Annotated in this window: 14 protein-coding genes and 2 pseudogenes; 9 read left to right on the top strand and 7 right to left on the bottom strand. The window is 68.5% G+C overall.

The genetic code is table 11. The features are described 5' to 3' along the window. Positions 1 to 343: 343 nt before the first annotated feature. Positions 344 to 2,158: a transporter gene (locus tag CRP49_RS34770; protein WP_257033591.1), complete on the top strand. Its 1,815-nt coding sequence runs from the start codon at positions 344 to 346 to the stop codon at positions 2,156 to 2,158. Positions 2,159 to 2,492: 334 nt separating this feature from the next. Then, positions 2,493 to 3,962: an amidase gene (locus tag CRP49_RS34765; protein WP_095851122.1), complete on the top strand. Its 1,470-nt coding sequence runs from the start codon at positions 2,493 to 2,495 to the stop codon at positions 3,960 to 3,962. A gap of 51 nt (positions 3,963 to 4,013) precedes the next feature. Here the strand turns inward: CRP49_RS34765 and CRP49_RS34760 are convergent, their stop codons facing one another. After that, positions 4,014 to 5,027 carry an NADP-dependent oxidoreductase gene (locus CRP49_RS34760; RefSeq protein ID WP_097256921.1) on the bottom strand — a complete coding sequence of 338 codons (1,014 nt, stop codon included), beginning with the start codon at positions 5,025 to 5,027 and terminating at the stop codon, positions 4,014 to 4,016. Between the two features lie 160 nt (positions 5,028 to 5,187). Between CRP49_RS34760 and CRP49_RS34755 the strand changes: the two genes are divergently transcribed. Beyond that, positions 5,188 to 5,700: a helix-turn-helix domain-containing protein gene (locus CRP49_RS34755; protein ID WP_097256920.1), complete on the top strand. Its 513-nt coding sequence runs from the start codon at positions 5,188 to 5,190 to the stop codon at positions 5,698 to 5,700. 505 nt (positions 5,701 to 6,205) lie between these two features. Here the strand turns inward: CRP49_RS34755 and CRP49_RS34745 are convergent. After that, a complete protein-coding gene (locus CRP49_RS34745; protein ID WP_097256918.1) occupies positions 6,206 to 7,033 on the bottom strand; it encodes an NAD(P)-dependent oxidoreductase in 828 nt (275 codons plus the stop codon). Positions 7,034 to 7,096: 63 nt separating this feature from the next. Here CRP49_RS34745 and CRP49_RS34740 point away from each other — a divergent pair, with 63 nt between their 5' ends. The 5 genes and pseudogenes from CRP49_RS34740 to CRP49_RS34715 all read left to right on the top strand — a co-directional run bounded on the left by CRP49_RS34740 (position 7,097) and on the right by CRP49_RS34715 (position 11,311). Next, on the top strand, positions 7,097 to 8,329 hold the full coding sequence (locus CRP49_RS34740; RefSeq protein WP_097256917.1) for an acyl-CoA dehydrogenase family protein: 1,233 nt from the start codon (positions 7,097 to 7,099) through the stop codon (positions 8,327 to 8,329). A gap of 133 nt (positions 8,330 to 8,462) precedes the next feature. Then, the gene (locus CRP49_RS34735; RefSeq protein WP_095851127.1) at positions 8,463 to 8,957 is read left to right on the top strand and encodes a MarR family winged helix-turn-helix transcriptional regulator; all 495 of its coding nucleotides are present in this window, start codon (positions 8,463 to 8,465) and stop codon (positions 8,955 to 8,957) included. 39 nt (positions 8,958 to 8,996) lie between these two features. Then, positions 8,997 to 9,140 (top strand): annotated as a pseudogene (locus tag CRP49_RS34730) (transposase); the annotation flags it as partial. Positions 9,141 to 9,828: 688 nt separating this feature from the next. Beyond that, positions 9,829 to 10,584: an SDR family oxidoreductase gene (locus CRP49_RS34720; protein WP_097256916.1), complete on the top strand. Its 756-nt coding sequence runs from the start codon at positions 9,829 to 9,831 to the stop codon at positions 10,582 to 10,584. Positions 10,585 to 10,624: 40 nt separating this feature from the next. Then, positions 10,625 to 11,311: a TetR/AcrR family transcriptional regulator gene (locus CRP49_RS34715; protein ID WP_097256915.1), complete on the top strand. Its 687-nt coding sequence runs from the start codon at positions 10,625 to 10,627 to the stop codon at positions 11,309 to 11,311. A gap of 51 nt (positions 11,312 to 11,362) precedes the next feature. Here CRP49_RS34715 and CRP49_RS34710 read toward each other — a convergent pair. The 3 genes and pseudogenes from CRP49_RS34710 to CRP49_RS34700 form a co-directional block, all read right to left on the bottom strand. Next, positions 11,363 to 11,476: pseudogene (locus CRP49_RS34710) on the bottom strand (IS701 family transposase); the annotation flags it as partial. A 58-nt stretch (positions 11,477 to 11,534) separates the two neighbouring features. Continuing rightward, complete coding sequence (lpdA, locus tag CRP49_RS34705; RefSeq protein WP_037705104.1) at positions 11,535 to 12,947, bottom strand: dihydrolipoyl dehydrogenase; 1,413 nt, start codon at positions 12,945 to 12,947, stop codon at positions 11,535 to 11,537. Positions 12,948 to 13,159: 212 nt separating this feature from the next. Continuing rightward, positions 13,160 to 14,398, bottom strand: a complete 1,239-nt coding sequence (locus tag CRP49_RS34700) for a saccharopine dehydrogenase NADP-binding domain-containing protein (protein ID WP_097256914.1) — start codon at positions 14,396 to 14,398, stop codon at positions 13,160 to 13,162. 37 nt (positions 14,399 to 14,435) lie between these two features. On the opposite strand from CRP49_RS34700, the gene CRP49_RS34695 reads away from it, so the two are divergent. Beyond that, complete coding sequence (locus CRP49_RS34695) at positions 14,436 to 15,068, top strand: TetR/AcrR family transcriptional regulator (RefSeq protein WP_165854152.1); 633 nt, start codon at positions 14,436 to 14,438, stop codon at positions 15,066 to 15,068. Positions 15,069 to 15,134: 66 nt separating this feature from the next. Here the strand turns inward: CRP49_RS34695 and CRP49_RS34690 are convergent, their stop codons facing one another. Beyond that, positions 15,135 to 16,031: an LLM class flavin-dependent oxidoreductase gene (locus CRP49_RS34690; protein ID WP_097256913.1), complete on the bottom strand. Its 897-nt coding sequence runs from the start codon at positions 16,029 to 16,031 to the stop codon at positions 15,135 to 15,137. A gap of 111 nt (positions 16,032 to 16,142) precedes the next feature. Continuing rightward, entirely contained in the window at positions 16,143 to 16,640 is a 498-nt protein-coding gene (locus tag CRP49_RS34685) for a helix-turn-helix domain-containing protein (protein ID WP_097257703.1), read from the bottom strand. Between the last annotated feature and the right edge of the window lie 43 nt (positions 16,641 to 16,683).

Below are 16,683 nucleotides of genomic sequence, written 5' to 3'. Positions count from 1 at the left end.
GAACAGCCCCATGTGCTGTGTGCCGTGCTCCCCCGGGCGCCACACCCGTTGGCCCTTGCCCACCATCGCCATCCCGTGACCGGCCGGACCCGCCTGCCGGCACCGGGCGCTGCGCGCCGCGCCGTCACCCACCCTCAATGCCCGGAGGTTCCGTGCACTCGCCTTTCTCCCCGACCCCCCTGGCCGCCCATCGGCCCCGCTCCCGTCGCACCATGACGGACCGTCACACCACCTGAACAGACTCCGCGAGACCGCGCATCGCCTGCAGCGCGACTTCCTTGTCGTCAACGGGATCCCCTTCGCCGTCGGCATCACACTGTCCTGCTTCACGGACGTCCCCGCGGTGCAGGTGTACGGCAAGCTCACCCTGGGCCTGATGTGGGGCGTTCTGCAATGCGCCCTGTTCATCGCCACTGCCTGGTTGTACGAGATACGAAGCGCCCGGTCGACCGATCCCCTCGAACAGGCTCTGACCTCCGACGCACCCCCCACCGACGTATCCGATGTCGCCTCCGCCAACGGTCCCGGTGGTGACGCGGTGACTCTGGACATCCTGAGCTCGGGCGTACTCGACCCCATAGGTTCGGACGCGAGACGCCCCGTGATCATGGCCTTCCTCATCTTCATCGGAGGGTTCCTGTTGTGGATCTTCACTCTCGCCACGGCGGAGGAGGAGAACCCGGAGAGGCTTTATGTCGCCAACCGGTCGCTCTCCCCGGTCATCAACGGATTCGCCCTGGCCGGTGAGCAGATCTCGGTCGTCACCCTGCTGACGGTCTCCGGCGGTGTCGCGCTGTTCGGTTACGACGGGTTCACGTACGCCCTCGACGGCCTGATCATGCTCGGCGTACTGCTGCTTCTCGCCCAGAAGATACGTACCAGCGGTCGCTACACCCTCGGTGACCTCTACGCATTGCGGGCGTCAGGACCGGGCCCCCGCCTCGCCGCGGCGGCGGTGACGCTGGCCATCTCGATCCCCCTCATCGTGATCCAACTGCGCGTCGCCGGAACCAGTACGGCCCTCCTGGTCGGTATGACGACCGACGGGGGGCAGCTCGTGTGCACGATCCTGATGGGCTGCCTCGTCGCCTGCTTCGCCGCGATAGCGGGCCTTCGCGGCAACAGTTTCATGCACGTCGCCAAGGTCCCGCTGACCTTGACGGCACTCGCGGTACTCACACTGCTGGCCCTCAGGAAGTTCGACTGGGCCCCTGGGTCTCTGTTCTCGGCCGCGGTGGACAACAGCACGGCGCCGGACGAATACCTGGAGCCGGGGTTCTGGCCGTACACGGCGAGCTTCGGCTCACTCAACACATTCGGCAATCACATGGTCTTCATCCTCGGCACGGCCGTGATGCCCCACCAGATCCTGCGGGTCAGCGCATCCCGAACCGGCCGCACGGCACGGCGGTCCACGAGCATCGCCACAGGACTGGTCGGCGCGTTCATTCTCCTGCTGATCACCACCGGCTTCGCAGCAGCGGCCGTGGTGGGCGCCTCCGGTCTCGGCGCGGTCGATGCCACGGGACAGTCGTCCCTGATCCAGCTGGCCTCTGAGGTGCTCCAAGACGGTTCGACGGGACGCATCGCGCTCATCACCGTCTTGGCATGTGCCGTGTTCCTCACGGTGCTCACGGCCATGGCCAGCGTGACCTTCGCTGCCGCCGTCTCTCTCACCCACGATGTGTTCGCGCGTGGCAAGCGCCTGCGCACCGAGACCCATGAGCTACGGGCGCTGCGCATGGCCGCCGTCAGCGTGTGCGCGGTGGGCCTTTCGCTGGCCGCGGCCATCCACCGCTATCCGACTGAATTCCTGGTCGCCTTCTCGATCGGCGTTGCGGCCACGTGCGTCTTCCCGGCGTTGATCTACTCCTTCTTCCGGAGTCGCTTCAACCGTCGGGGCCTACTGTGGTCCGTCTACGGGGGACTACTGCTCTGCACCGTCCTCACGGCCTTCTCCCCCATCGTCTCGGGCACCGCGTTCGCGCTCTGGCCGCAAGCCAGTTTTGACTGGTACCCGTTCCAGACCCCAGGCCTGATTTCCGTTCCCGCGGCGTTCGCCCTGGGCTGGCTGGGGAGCGTCACCTCATCCCGAGAACCCCAAGTCGATTTCCGGCACGTGCAACACGAAATCCTGACCGGACAGAGAGCCAGATGACCGGCGGGACAGTGGACTCACAGCCGCCGTCCTGCACTTGACCATCTGAAGGGACCCCGCAGCGACGCACTCCACCATCTGGGTTTACTTACATATACTCAGATGGCAACGTCCCGATCAACCGTCCGCAGGGTCGCCACAAGTCGCGGACCCGCACCAAGTTGCCGCACCCATCTGGCAACTGCGCCCACCGCTGTCCGATCCGGAACTCTCCAGGCGCACGTGTCAGCACCTCACGGCGACACCACCAAGACCCTCCCGCTGCGACGACCGACCAGCCACGGTCGCTCAACTGCGGGTTCGCCGATCAGCGCACACAGAAACGAGGCTCTCCGTGCGTGACCTCCCCTTCCAGCCGGCCACGGACCAACTGGAGGCGCTGGCGTCAGGGCAGGTTTCGAGTGAGGAACTGCTCGAAACCTACTTGCGACGCATTGGCGTGCACAACGAAACACTGAACGCGGTCGTCACGCTGGACGTCGAGCGGGCGCAGTTCGATGCCAGGGCAGCCGACGCGAAACGGGCGGCCGGGGCGGAACTCGGCGCGCTCCACGGTCTCCCGATCACGCTGAAGGACAGCTACGAGACCGCCGGCCTGCGGACGGTCTGCGGTCGCACCCACCTCAAGGACTACGTACCCGAGCAGGACGCAGAGGCGGTACAACGCTTGCGGGCCGCAGGTGCAGTGATCATCGGCAAGACCAATCTGCCCGCCGGAAACCAGGACGTCCAAGCGGACAACCCCGTGTTCGGGCCGACGCTGAACCCCTGGAACACCGCCCGCACGTCCGGAGGTTCCGCAGGCGGTGGAGCAGTGGCAACAGCCGCCGGACTCACGGCTTTCGACTTCGGCTCGGAAATCGGCGGATCCACCCGGATTCCGGCACACTTCAACGGCCTCTACGGACACAAGGCGACCTGGCGGTCCATCCCCCTCATCGGACACGTCCCGGGCGGACCAGGTGTCGGACGGTGGGCGGAGATCGACCTCGCTTGTGCCGGCGCCCAAGTGCGCGACGCACGCGACCTGGTCCCCATCCTCCACGCGACGGTAGGACCGCCGGAGCGCGACGGTGGCTTCAGCTACACCCTCGCACCACCACGAGCGAACGAACTCGGCGCCTTCCGCGTGGCGGTGTGGACTGAGGACGCGTCATGCCCGATAGACCACGATGTCGTTGCCGCAGTGGACGACGCCTTGAGCGCCCTGAAAGCGGCGGGCACGAAGGTTGAAGTACGGCCCACCAGCCTGCCCGTCGACATGACGACCAGTCATGCCCTGTTCCAGCGCCTGCTCTTCGGCGCCTTCACCTACGACCGGTCCGGACTGACAGCGGCCTCCAACGCCGCGACCCTCGCGCGTCTTGTCCAACACCCTCGTGGAGAGGTGCTGGACGCGGTGAGAGGAACCTTCCAGTCCCACTACAGCTGGCTGCAAGCGGACGTCGCACGCCATGAACTCCGGCACCGGTGGGCCGAGTTCTTCCGTGAGTTCGACGTCCTGCTCATGCCGGTGACTCCGACCACGGCGCCGCCTCATCACACCAAGCCGATCGACAGGTTCGGCCGGCGGATCCAGGTGGACGGGCATTCCCGTTCCTATTGGGATCAGGTCAAGTGGAGCGCCATCGCCAATGTGGCCGGCTCTCCGGCGACGACCATCCCCGTCCGAACGGGCCGTGACGGTCTGCCCGTCGGGCTGCAGGCGATGGGGCCGAGCGGCGGCGACCTCACCACCATCAAGTTCGCCGAGCTCCTGGGCCGGGAAGTCGAGGGCTACCAGCCCCCTCCGGCCTTCGCGTGACGATCAGCCCCCCCGCATGGGTGAACGGCCACCGGTTCGGCCCGCACGGTTTCACTCGCCGTCGGGCACCATCGAGACCACGACCTTGCCGGCCTTGGTGCGGCCCTGCTCGACGTACGCCATCGCCTCGAGCGTCTGGTCGAAGGGGAAGGTGCTGTCGATGACCGGGCGGAGCTTCCCGCTGTCGTAGAGGGCGCCGAGTTTGCGCAGCTGGGAGCCGTTGGCCTGCATGAAGAGGAACTCGTAGCGCACGCCCAGCGCCCTGGCCCGCTTGCGGATCTTGCGGCTGAGGGTGTTCATGACCAGGCCCAGGACGGAGGGTGCGCCGAGCTGCTTGGCGAAACCGGCGTCGGGCGGGCCGACGACACTGATGGCCAGGCCGCCGGGCTTCAGTACGGTCAGTGACTTCTCGAGGTTCGCCCCGCCCAGGGAGTCCAGCACCAGGTCGTAGCCCGAGAGCACCTTGGAGAAGTCTTCCTTGGTGTAGTCGACGACGACGTCGGCGCCGAGGCTCCTGACCAACTCCTCGGACCTGGTGTTCGCGGTCGTCGCCACCGTGGCGCCGAGGTGCTTGGCGAGCTGGATGACCGTCGACCCGAGGCCGCCGGCTCCGGCGTGGACGAGCACTTTCTGCCCCGGCTTCACGTGCGCGCGCTCGACGAGGATCTGCCAGGCGGTCAGGGCCACCAGCGGCACCGCGGCCGCCTCCTCCAGGGAGAGTGAGGCCGGCTTGGGGGCGACATCGTCCGCGTCGATCGCGATGAACTCCGCGAAGCCCCCGACCCGCAGGTCGCGCGGGCGGGCGTAGACCTCGTCGCCGACCTTGAAGCCGTGTACGGCGGAGCCGACCTGTGTCACGACGCCGGCCACGTCGTGGCCGAGCACGAACGGGCGCTTGTACTTCAGGATCTGCTTGAACTCCCCGTTGCGGACCATCTTGTCCAGCGGGTTGATGCCGGCGGCACTCACTCTGACCAGAACGTCGCGGGCTCCGACGGTGGGCTCGGGCACGTCGGCGGCGCGGGCGCCGTCCTTGCCGTACTTCTCGACGACGAATGCCTTCATGGCGGCCGCCTTTCTGCGTGGGTGTCTCGGTGGTCGGTGTGATTCTTGGGACGGGTCCCCTGTGCGCCTGCTTCTCGTCTGCGGCCGGGTTGACGTGCCGATCATGACAGTACTAGCTGAGTATGGAAAAGTAAACTCAGAGGAGGTTAGAATCCCCCCTATGGACGCAACGACCGAAGCCCTGCAGGACGACGCCGGCACGTTTCCCCATCTCGACCGGGACACGTCGAACTGCTCGATCGCCCGCACCCTTGAGGTCGTGGGCGAGAAGTGGACGATCCTGATCCTGCGCGAGGTCTGGTACGGCTCGTCCCGTTTCAGCGAGTTCGAACGCGTCCTCGGCTGTCCTCGCAACCTCCTCGCGGCGCGACTCAAGATGCTCGTGGAGGAAGGGATCCTGGCCACCGAGACCTACAAGGAGCCGGGCTCGCGGAGTCGGCCGAAGTACGTGATCACACCCAAGGGTGTGGATCTGGTCCCGGCCGTGATGGGGCTCCTGCAATGGGGGGACCGCTACCGCGCCGACCCGGAGGGCCCGGCCATGCTGTCCCGGCACCGTGGATGCGGCGCGCACGTCGACGCCCAGATCCGCTGCGACCAGGGCCACGCCGTACAGCCGGAAGACATCGAGAGCATCCCCGGCCCCGCTTTTCGCCTGAGGCCCGCCGAGTGAACTGAGCGCGGTGGCGCCGGGAGCTCGCGACGGGCTCGGTCCGCCCAGGTGCGCTCGCGCTCGCCCGGTCCGGCCCGGGTCCGCGTTCTGGCGGTCGCCGCCTGGACGACCTGGACCACCAGTGGCGATTGCGGGCGTCGGTCGCCGGACGTGGACCAGGCGGCGCCGAGAATCAAACAACGCCCGTTCCCGCCCCCGCCGAGCACGGCCCTGAAGCGGTCACGCACCCACCACCTCTCCAGGCAGGTCACGCCACAGGCGCAGGCAATGCCCGCACAATTAGCGCAGCAATCACGGCGGCGCGGGCGGCGGGCACGGTCAGAACCCTGCGCCCCGGCTCGACCGTCGTCATCCTGAGCTGCGCCTCCAGCGCCAACACGACTGCGATCGCGCAGACCGAGTAGCGCAGCCGTGAGCGGGGTGTCGCGCACGCCTTGCGCACCGGGGCGCGGATCGTCGCCGTCCGAGAGGGGGAGTTCCGCCCACGCCCCGAAGCGGAGCGGGATCAGGCCGGATCGACGAAGATGTCGAGGGCGAGATCCCCCTCGAAGCCGGCAGGGCTGTACTCGGAGAGGTCGGCGACGCCTTCGTCCGACAGGACCTCGTCGTCGATGAACAGGTTGCCGGTGCACTTGCGCGCGTCACGCGTGAGGACGGCGTACGCGGCGTCAGCCATGATCCGCGGACTACGGGCCTGCCCGGCGCCGCCGACCACGTTGCGTACGGCGGCCGTGTCGATCAGCGTTCGCGGCCACAGCGAGTTGGCGGCGATGCCGTCGGCGGCGAGCTCCTCGGCGAGCCCGATGGTGCACAGACTCATCCCGTACTTCGACAGCGTGTAGCCGAGATGCCTGCCCACCCAGTGCGGCGCGAGGTTCAACGGCGGCGAGAGGGTGAGGATGTGCGGGTTGTCCGCTTCCCGCAGGTGCGGGATCGCGGCCTTGCTCAGCAGGAACGTGCCGCGCGTGTTGATGTCCTGCATCAGGTCGTACCGCTTCATCTCCAGCTGCTCCGTCGACGACAGGCTGATCGCGCTGGCGTTGTTCACCACGATGTCGATGCCGCCGAAGGCAGTGACCGCGGCGTTGACGGCGGTACGTACGTCGTCCTCGTTGCGGACGTCACCGACGACGGCCAGCCCCTTGCCGCCCGCGCGCTCGATCTCCTCGACCGCGGTGTGAACCGTGCCTTCGAGCTTCGGGTGCGGTACGGCGGTCTTGGCGAGCATCACCACGTTCGCACCGTCGCGGGCCGCGCGCAGGGCGATGGCGAGTCCGATGCCGCGACTGCCTCCCGACATCAGGACGGTCTTGCCGGCCAGCGTCCGTGTCATGGTCGAACCTCCAAAATCGATTGGTGAACTAATCATATGCGACACGAATGATATGGTCCGCGCATGACTTCCACTTCCACTCCCGCACGTCAGAGCGACCGGCTCTACCACGAGCTCCTCGCCCCCAAAGAGACCCAGTCCGTACGCGCCGCCGTGCGCCGGATCGCGGAGCAAGAAGTGGCTCCGCACGCCGCAGCGATCGCGAACGGCGACGAGCGCACCGACGGCTTCCCCCGGCAGGTGTTCGACGCGCTCGCATCGGCGGGGGTCTTCCGGATCCCCTTCCCCGGCGAGGTCGGCGGCGACGGTCTGACCCACCCGGCGACCGCCACCGCCGCGGCGATCGAGGAACTGGCCTACTACTCCAGCAGCGTCGCGGCCGTCTTCGACGTGCACTGCATCCTGGCGGGCAACGCACTGCGGCAGGGCACCGAGGAGCAGCAGCAGCGCTGGCTGCCCAAGGTCGCGGAGGGTTCCGTGGTCGGCGCGTTCGCCACCACCGAGCCGGACGCCTCCAGCGACCTGTCTCCGCAGGCCGTTCGAACCGAGGCCGTACGCACCGAGACCGGCTGGGTGCTGAACGGCCACAAGCGGTGGATCTCCAACTCGCCCGTGGCCGCGTTCGTGGTGGTTCTCGCCCGCACCGGCGAGCGGCTGAGCATGTTCATCGTCGACACAGCACTTCCGGGCGTTCAAGTCGGCCTCGCCGACCGCAAGATGGGCAACCGCGGCCAGCTCACCGCGGACATCCGCTTCTCGGACGTACACCTGTCCGACGACGACCTCCTCGGCGGCACCGAGGGACACGGACTGCGCCACGCACTGACCACTCTCACCTACGGCCGGATCGGCATCGCGGCCGCCGGGGTCGGCATGGCACAGGCCGCCTTCGATCACACCGTGGCCCACCTGTCGACGCGCCACGCCTTCGGCAAGCCGGTGGCCGCCAACCAGCACTGGCAGTTCCTGCTCGCCGAGCGGGCCACCGAGATCGACAACGCCCGCACCCTCGTCACCAAGGCGGCCCTTCGCCTGGACGCCGGCAACCCGTCCCCGGAACCCGAGGCCGCGATGGCGAAGTACTACGCCACCAAGCTGTCGGTGGACATGGCACGCGACGCCGTCCAGGCTTTCGGAGGCCTCGGCTTCGCCCGCGAACTGGGTGCCGACGGCAGCCCCGGCCCTGTCGAGGCGATCTACCGGGACAGCAAGATCGGTGAGATATACGAGGGCACCAACGAGATCCAGAAGTGGGTCATCGCCCGGCAGATCTTCGGCCGGACCATCGTCGGCTGACGGCCCCGCGCATCCCCTGCCCTGCGTGCCCCGATTCCGCGCGCCGAGATCGCTGCCCCGGTCCGGCCACCTCAGGCCTTCTCGTAGGATGGACCCAGACGATACGCAGGCCTAACCATAGGCGGGATAAACGATGTCCGAGGCTCCGCTGGTACCGGGGACAGTGGCTGAACACACCATCTGCCTGCTGGTCAAACTCGGGCAGGTGGCTTTCAGGATCGCCGAAGACGGCATCAGCGGTACCGGCCTGCGAGTGCGCCACTACAGCGTCTTGCAGGCCCTGGCCGACAACGGGGCCATGCCGCAGCTGGCGCTCGGCTCGTTCCTGCGCATCGACCCGGCGACGATGGTGACGAGTCTCGACGACCTTGAGCGGGCCGGATACGCCGAGCGGACACGCGATCCGCAGGACCGACGCCGCTACGCCGTCAACATCACGGACGACGGGCGCAAGGTCCTGGCCGACCTCAACCGCACACTCGTCGGCCTCGACACCGAAATCCTCCCCGACCTCGGCACCACTGAGCGGCACTCGCTACACGCCCTGCTGAGCAGCCTTGCCGAGAGTCCCGCTCTCACCGCCATGTTCGACGCCGTCCGCGAGCAGAGCGGCGCGAAAAGGGCTTGACGTGCTCCCTGACCTAGGCCGTGTCTGATAATTGATCTTGTGGTTGGTCGGGGTGAGTTGCCGGATGCGGCGTGGGAGCGGATAGCTCCGCTGCTGCCGGGTGCGGATGGTCGTGGGCGGTCTTGGCGGGAACACCGGCAGGTCGTGAACGGCGTGTTGTGGCGGTTGCGGACAGGAGCGCCCCAGCAACACGGCCGGGTGCAGATACTCTTGCCCGGTCACAGCCTGGGCACCCGCGCAACCCCCTCGGCTTCGCCGACGCCCTGAGCCAGCACGGTCTGCCTGCCCGCGCAGCCCGGAACACCGCCATGATGGACGCCCTCGTAGACCTGCCGCCCATGGTCATCACCGACCTGCTCGGCATCCAACCCAAGGCAGCCGAACCCTGGGCCACCCTCGCGGGCGGGAACTGGTCCGAATACTTGGCAGCGCGGCAGTCCGCCCCGCCGGGCATGCCCGTCTGTGGCCCGAGGGGCCGATGGAACCGACCGTAGCGATCCTGCCGCTCTTCGACGAGGAGCCCTCCCAGCCAGTCGCCGACCGCCTGCGCGCAAAGCTGGAAGACATCGTCAGGCAGGACCACCTCCTGGCCCCGGCCGCCGACTCCGCTTCTGGGCCCGTATGGTCGCCCAGCGGCGCCTCAGCGCCACCGTCCAGGACCGCCCGGCGCCGGGAAGGCCATCATCGCCCGGCTCCTCACGGGCGGCCGCGACATGGCATTCGAGCCGGTGCCGGCCACCTTCCCGGCTCAGCAGAACCACCCCCGACCACCGATGGTAAGTGGATCGACTTGCCTTAAGGGTGGTGTGGGAGTTACCTTCCGATGGTGAGTCCATCGACTTACCTTACTTCTCGGCAAGGAACAGGGAACATGAATCGTCTTGCGGGCAAGCGCGCCCTCATCACCGGCGGCACGAGCGGGATCGGTCTGGAGACCGCCCGGCGGTTCCTCGCGGAGGGGGCCGACGTGCTGGTCACCGGCGTGACCCCGGCCAGCATCGACAGGGCCCGGCAGGTCCTCGGGGACAAGGTGCCCGTCGTACAGGCCGACGCCCGCGATCTCGATGCGCAGCGCGCCCTGGCAAAGCAGGTGGGTGAGCACTTCGGGAAGCTGGACGTGGCGTTCCTGAACGCCGGCGTCTCGGACTGGCGGCCCTTCGAGGACCACACGGAGGACAGCTACGACCGGCTCTTCGACATCAACGTCAAGAGCGTCTTCTTCCTCACCCAGGCCCTGGTGCCCGTGCTGGCCAACCCGTCCTCGGTCATCCTCAACGCGTCCAGCAGCGCGCACGGCGGCTACGGGAACTCGAACGCCTACGCCGCGACGAAGGCGGCTGTCGGCTCCCTGATGCGGTCGTGGAACGCGGACCTGCTCAAGTCGCACGGCATCCGGTTCAACGCGGTCAGCCCCGGCCCGGTGGACACCCCGCTGTACGCCAAGCTCGGGATCGAGGACCCCGCGGTGCAGGCGGCGGTCCTGGAGCGGATCAGCGCCGGCATCCCGCTGGGCCGCATGGGTCTGCCGGAGGAGGTCGCGGAAGCCGTCGTGTACCTGGCCTCCGACGCCGCCGCCTTCGCGGTGGGCCAGGACCTTATCCTGGACGGCGGCCAGACCGTCCTCTGACAGCGAGGACGCGGCCGGGAAACGGGCGAGGGGCGAGGGCATGGCGGTGGCGGAACGAGCGGAAACCGGTGGCGAAGCGAGCCAGGCCGGGTATCACGCGCAGATCAAAGCGGAGAACCGCGCCCGCATCATCCGCGCCGCCCGCGACCTCTTCCTCGCCCGGGGATACGACAAGACCTCCCTGGCCCAGATCGCCAAGGAGGCCCGCGTCTCCACCGGCACCCTCTTCAAGCGGTACCCCTCCAAGGCCGCGCTGTTCGAGGCCGTCACCTCCGAACAATGGCAGCTGGATGTGGAGTACGCCGCGCCGCCACCGCCCGGCGACCCCCGGTACGGTCTGGACCACATCGGCCGCGACTACGCCTGCCTGGTCGCGCGTCCGGGCACGGCGGCGCTGTGCCGCCTCATCATCACCGAGCTGCCCCAGATGCCGGAACTCGCCGACATCGTCGGCACCGGCTTCGCCATCGACCGGGGCCCCTTCTTCGACCGGCTCCGCGACTACCTGGACGCCGAGGCACAGGCGGGCACACTCGACTTCCGTTCGGCCGACGGACAGCCGCTGTCGGCATCCGAAGTGGCCGAACAGTTCCTCGGCATGATCTGCAGTCAGTTCCTGTGGCCTCAACTCGTACGGACCGACTTCGTCCCGCCCAACCCCACCGACGCCGCGATCGTGGACGAAGCGGTCGCCCTCATGCTCAGCCGCTACGGCACCGGATCCTGAACTCCGGACCTCCGGTTCACGCCGCAAGGATTTCGACACGTCGCCCTACCGTCGGCAGCGCTCGCGGTCGTTCGTCCAGGAGGTGGGCAGATACAGCCGCCGGTCGATCAGCGTGCGTCCGCGGCCGGTGGCGTAGGCGAGGAACACACCGATCCGGCAGTTCTCGAAAGCCGCCGGCAGCACGCCTCCGCGAGAGCGTCACCCATGTCGAGCCCTCATAACGCTACATGTTGATCATGTGGCCGGCGAGGCCATGGACGGCTTCCTTGACCGCCTCGCCGAGGGTCGGGTGGGCGTGGACGTTGCGGGCGACCTCGTGGACCGTGAGGTCCCACTGCTGGGCCAGGGTCAGCTCGGGGAGGAGTTCGGTGACGTCGGGGCCGATGAGGTGGCCGCCGAGGAGCTCGCCGTACTTGGCGTCGCTGATCAGCTTCACGAACCCGGTCGCATCGCCCAGGCCATGGGCCTTGGCATTTGCGGTGAACGGGAACTTGGCCACCTGGACGTCGAAGCCCTTCTCCCTGGCCTGTGCCTCGGTGTAGCCGAAGCTGGCGATCTGAGGCTGGCAGAAGGTGGACCGCGGGATCATCACGTAGTCCAGCTCCATGGTCTCCGCGTCCGCGATCGTCTCCGCGGCGACCACGCCCATGGCCTCGGCGGCGTGCGCGAGCATCAGCTTCGCGGTGACGTCACCAATGGCGTAGATGTGCGGGACGGAGGTGCGGCAGCGGCCGTCGACGTCGATCGCGCCCCGTTCGGTGACCCGCACTCCGGTGTTCTCCAGACCGTAGCCGGTGACGTTCGGCGCGAAACCGATCGCCTGCAGGACCTTGTCGGCCTGAAGGACCTGCTGGGCGCCGTCCTTGCCGGTGACCGTGACACGGACCTGCGCGCCCGACTCGTCGATCGACTCGACGCGGGTCGAGGTGAGGACGTCGATGCCCGACTTCCGGTACTGCTTGGCGAGTTCGGCGGAGACCTCGGCGTCTTCCAGCGGGGCGATCCGGTCCAGGAACTCGACGATGGTGACCTTCACACCGTAGTTGTGCAGGATGTACGCGAACTCGACGCCGATGGCGCCGGCTCCCGCGATCACGATCGACTGCGGCAGGTCCTCGGCGAGGATCTGCTCCTCGAACGTCACGACACGCGAGGTGCGGCGGGTGCCGGGCAGCAGCTTGGGCGTCGCTCCGGTGGCGATGACGCAGTGGTCGAAACCGACGGTTCGGGTGTTGCCGTCGTAGTCCACGACCTGGAGCGTATGGGGGTCGAGGAACGTGCCGCGCCCACTGATCTCCGTGATCTTGTTCTTCTTCATCAGGTAGTGGACGCCCTTGACCCGGCCGTCCGCGACCTTCCGGCTGCGGCGGAACGCCTCGCCGTAGTCGAAGGAGACCTCGCCGTCGACCTTGATGCCGAAGGTCTTCGCCTCGCGCGTGAAGACGTGCGCGAGTTCGGCGTTGCGCAACAGGGCCTTGGTGGGGATGCAGCCGACGTTCAGACAGACGCCTCCCCAGTACTTCTCCTCGACGACCGCGACCCGCTTGCCCAGTTGTGCGGCCCTGATCGCGGCAACGTACCCGCCGGGGCCCGCGCCGAGTACGACGACGTCGAAGCGCTCACCCTGCTCGTCCATGGACGGCTTCCTTTCCACTGGTGCGGCCGGCCCCCGCGAGGGGCGGACTCACTCCCGATCGAACCATCTGTTCACCAACCCGCCGGCGGCGGCATCCGCCACCGCCCGCCGCGCGGGGAACCGGTGGAGGCGGCCGTATGGTCCACCGTCTCGGCGGCTTCCCGAACGTCAGCTTCAGCGCCGCGGCGTGGTGATCTATGCCCGCTCAGCCGTCATCGACGGCGGGCCGACGCCCCGTCGACTTCGTGTACTCCGGCCTCGGCGGCACCGAGCCTGAGAGTGTCGAGGCCGAAGGCGGCGACCGGGCCGTGCGCACCGGGCTTGAGTACGGCATCCGGCTGAGCCGCGTGGGCGGCGCCCCACGCCAGGAGGGATCCCGTCATCTCGTACGGATCGGGTCCGGTGAGGGCCGTCGTGGCCAGGGGTCGGCCGTGGCCGTCGCGAGCGACGGCGATCACCAGGGAACGACCGTCGGGGTCCGGCTCGCGCTGCGATCCCGGGAGCCGCTCGGACCACCGCGCCAGCGCAGCCCGCACCTTCGCCGAGCGCAACAAGGGGGCCTGGATCGTGGCGGCGATCTGCACCGGGCGCGTCCACCGTCCGAACCACCCGAGGCCCACCTCGACGCTCTCCAACTGAGGGAAGACCTCCGGCAGTCCGAGATGCTCCGTGCCCGGGACGGTCATGGCCGCACGTTTCACGCCGCCGTAGTGGAAGGTACGCACCCGCTTGCCTACTCGCTCGTCGACCACCCGGGCGCCGGCCCAGGGGCGCGGCCTGCGGTAGGCGAACCCGTCCTCGGCCGCGGCAGCGACCAGCGTCTGACGTGTGCCTCCCGTGGTCAGGGTGTACGCGTCGCGCAGGGTGCTGCGGTAACGCAGTTCGTCGCCGTGTCCGGCGCGGGTGATGAAGTACCCGGTCTCCACGTGGCGTGCCCGCTCGCCCGCGCGCGTCAGGGCGAGCGCGCCGGCGAGGTTGCCCGGCACGTAGTCGTAGCCGAACGCGGGCACGAGAGTCGCTCCCCGGCCGGCCGCGACGGCGTCCAGCTCAAGGAGGACGCGGCGGGCGAAGGTTCCCTCCCCCGTCGAGTCGAAGTAGTGCGCCCCCGCCCGCGCGGCAGCCGTGACCGCGGGCATTCCGAGCCGCATGAACGGTCCGATCGTGGAGACGACGACATCGCCGGGCTGCACGAGGCGCGTCAGGTCGGCCGTCGAGGTGACGTCGACCTCGGCCACCGGCAGGTCCGCCTGGAAGCGGTCGGCCAGGGTCTGCATCCTGGTCCGACTCCGCCCGACCAAGGTCGGCTTCTCCCCACGTGCGAGCAGCTCCCGGAGCACGCGCTGCCCGGTGTACCCCGTCGCACCCAGCAACACGATCCTGCGCTTTTCCACGGCTCCGCCTGCCTTCCGGATGGCGTTGTCACGACAATCGCCCGACTGACCGCGAGTCATTCACTGACCCAAGGTCACTGAATATACGATGGTGCGCATGCGAGGGCCAAACCGACGACAGATGTATGCGGAGCAGACCCGGGCGGACCTGGTGACGGCCGCGCGGAAGCTGTTCGTGGACAACGGGTTCGCGGACACGTCGGTCGAGGCCATCACCGGGGCGGCGCGGGTGAGCAAGGGCACCTTCTACAGCCACTTCCCGGACAAGAGGGCGATGTTCGCCGAGCTCTACATCGAACTGCTTCAGCAGGTCGGCGCCCTGTGCGACACGACGTCCGAGGCGATCCGTGCGACAAAGCCGGACCAACCCGCCATGACCGCGGTCGCCGACCTCACGCACGCCTTCCTGCGGCGGACCATCGACGACCCCCTGCACCGGGAGCTGATGGCCCAGGCACCCTCGGTTCTGGGAGAGCAGTACCGACATGTCAACGACACCGTCGCCCAGCCGCAGATCGAACGGCTGCTGACCGTTCTGGCCGAACGCGGTGACCTGCAACCGGACGTGCCCGTCGCCACCGTCGCCCGACTACTGCTGGCCGGCCTGTGCGAGGGCAACCAGATCATCGCCGCCGCGATGGACCGGGAGGAAGCCCTGACCAGGACATTCCAAGCGATCACCCTGATGATGTCGGGCCTGGCGGCCGACGGCGTCAGCGCCCGCGGTTGACCTGAACCGGGGCACGGCGGACGGCATCGGCCTATGGCGGCCCGCCTCGGCCGCTATGGCCTGTCGTCAGCGTGCCACCTCGTCTCGATCGAGGTCGCGGACCAGGTCGATGGCCCGGCCCAGGGTGGCGAGCCGGGCGTCGAGAGTCTCGCCGGCGGGATAGAAACGGACGGTGTCGACACCGACGTCGCGCCACACGCGCAGTCGCTCACGCACCATGTCCTCGGTTCCGATCAGCGTCGTCGCCAGCACCATCTCGTCGGTGATCAGACCGGCCGCGCCGTCCCGGTCCCCGGCCTGCCAACGGGTCCGGACCTCGGCCGCGACCTCGGCCCAACCCTGGCGGCTGTAGGCGTTGTTGTAGAAGTTCGTGGTCGCCGAGCCCATGCCGCCGAGGCTGAAGGCCAGCTCCTTCTTGCGTCCGGCCACCATCATGCGCAGGTCGTCCTCGTCCTCCGCGAAGGCGACCTCGGCGCCCTGGCAGATGTCGAGGTCGGCGCGTGTACGGCCGGCGTTGGCAAGGCCCCGGTCCAGGTGGTCGAAGTACGCCTCTTTGGCGCCTTCGGGTACGAAACTGGTGAGCCCCGAGGGGGCCGGCCCCATCTGCATCCATTCCCGCAGCACCGTGCCCCCGTCCTGTGGCTCCAACGTGAATCGCCAGATCGCCGAGGGGTACTGCGGATCCTCTACCGCCCAGGCGAGCCGCTTCGGCGGCTCCCACTCGACGATGTGGGACGTGGTGGCCCACTCCCCGAACGCTTCGTGCTTGCTCCGGCCGACGAACCGGGCTCCCAGAGCAGGCCCGCCGCCGTCCAGCCATTCCACCGACTGCAGCTCGGAGCTCATGCGCGGCATCAGTTCGATGTCGGACACCAGCCTCCACACCTGAGCCGGTGGTGCGGCGATCCAGGTGTGGACCTCAACCGTCGGTTTGTCCGCATAGCGTGCGCCCGTCCACTCCATGAACCCGCAGCCCCTCTGTCGCCAAGAGCGCTCAAATGAGCGTCTGACCAGTAAAGTTGCGTAGGTAGACCCCCTTGTCAAGGGTGACCTGCCGTGCAGGGGGCTGCCCGGTCAGCCCGTGAACCGGGCCCGCACATCCGGCCGTTCGGCCAGGTGCGGTGGGTAGCCGGGGCCCATCCGGGGGTGGGTGTTGTCCAGGGTCATGGGCTCGCCGCAGGCGGCGCACACCACCTCGGCATGCGTCTCCTGCCCGCACGCCTCGTGGCGCATCGTCACCGGCGGGCCCGCTTCGCCGGAGAGCCAGCGGTCCCCCCACCGGTTCATCACCAGCAGCACGCCATAGAAGTCGCGCCCCTTCTCGGTGAGCACGTAGTCATGGCGGACCGGCTCCGTCTGGTAGGGCCGCTTCTCCAGCAGCCCCTCCTCCACCAGCCGGCGCAGCCGGTCCGTCAGCGTGTTGCGGGCGATCCCCAGCGACTCCTGGAACGCGTCGAACCGCCGGATCCCGTAGAACGCCTCACGCAGCACCAGCGGCGTCCACCAGTCCCCGAGCAGGTCCATGGTGCGCGCGATCGAGCAGGGCCACTGCGCAAAGGATGTCCGTCTCATGACGGCCAGCATAGGTTCGTCCAGTCGTGAGACCCAGCAGGTG

Origin of the sequence: Streptomyces sp. Ag109_G2-15 (genome assembly GCF_900215565.1) — a bacterium.
Lineage (GTDB): Bacteria > Actinomycetota > Actinomycetes > Streptomycetales > Streptomycetaceae > Streptomyces > Streptomyces diastatochromogenes.
The sequence above is the reverse complement of the archived record's forward strand: the minus strand, read 5'-3'. Positions and strand labels throughout refer to the sequence as shown.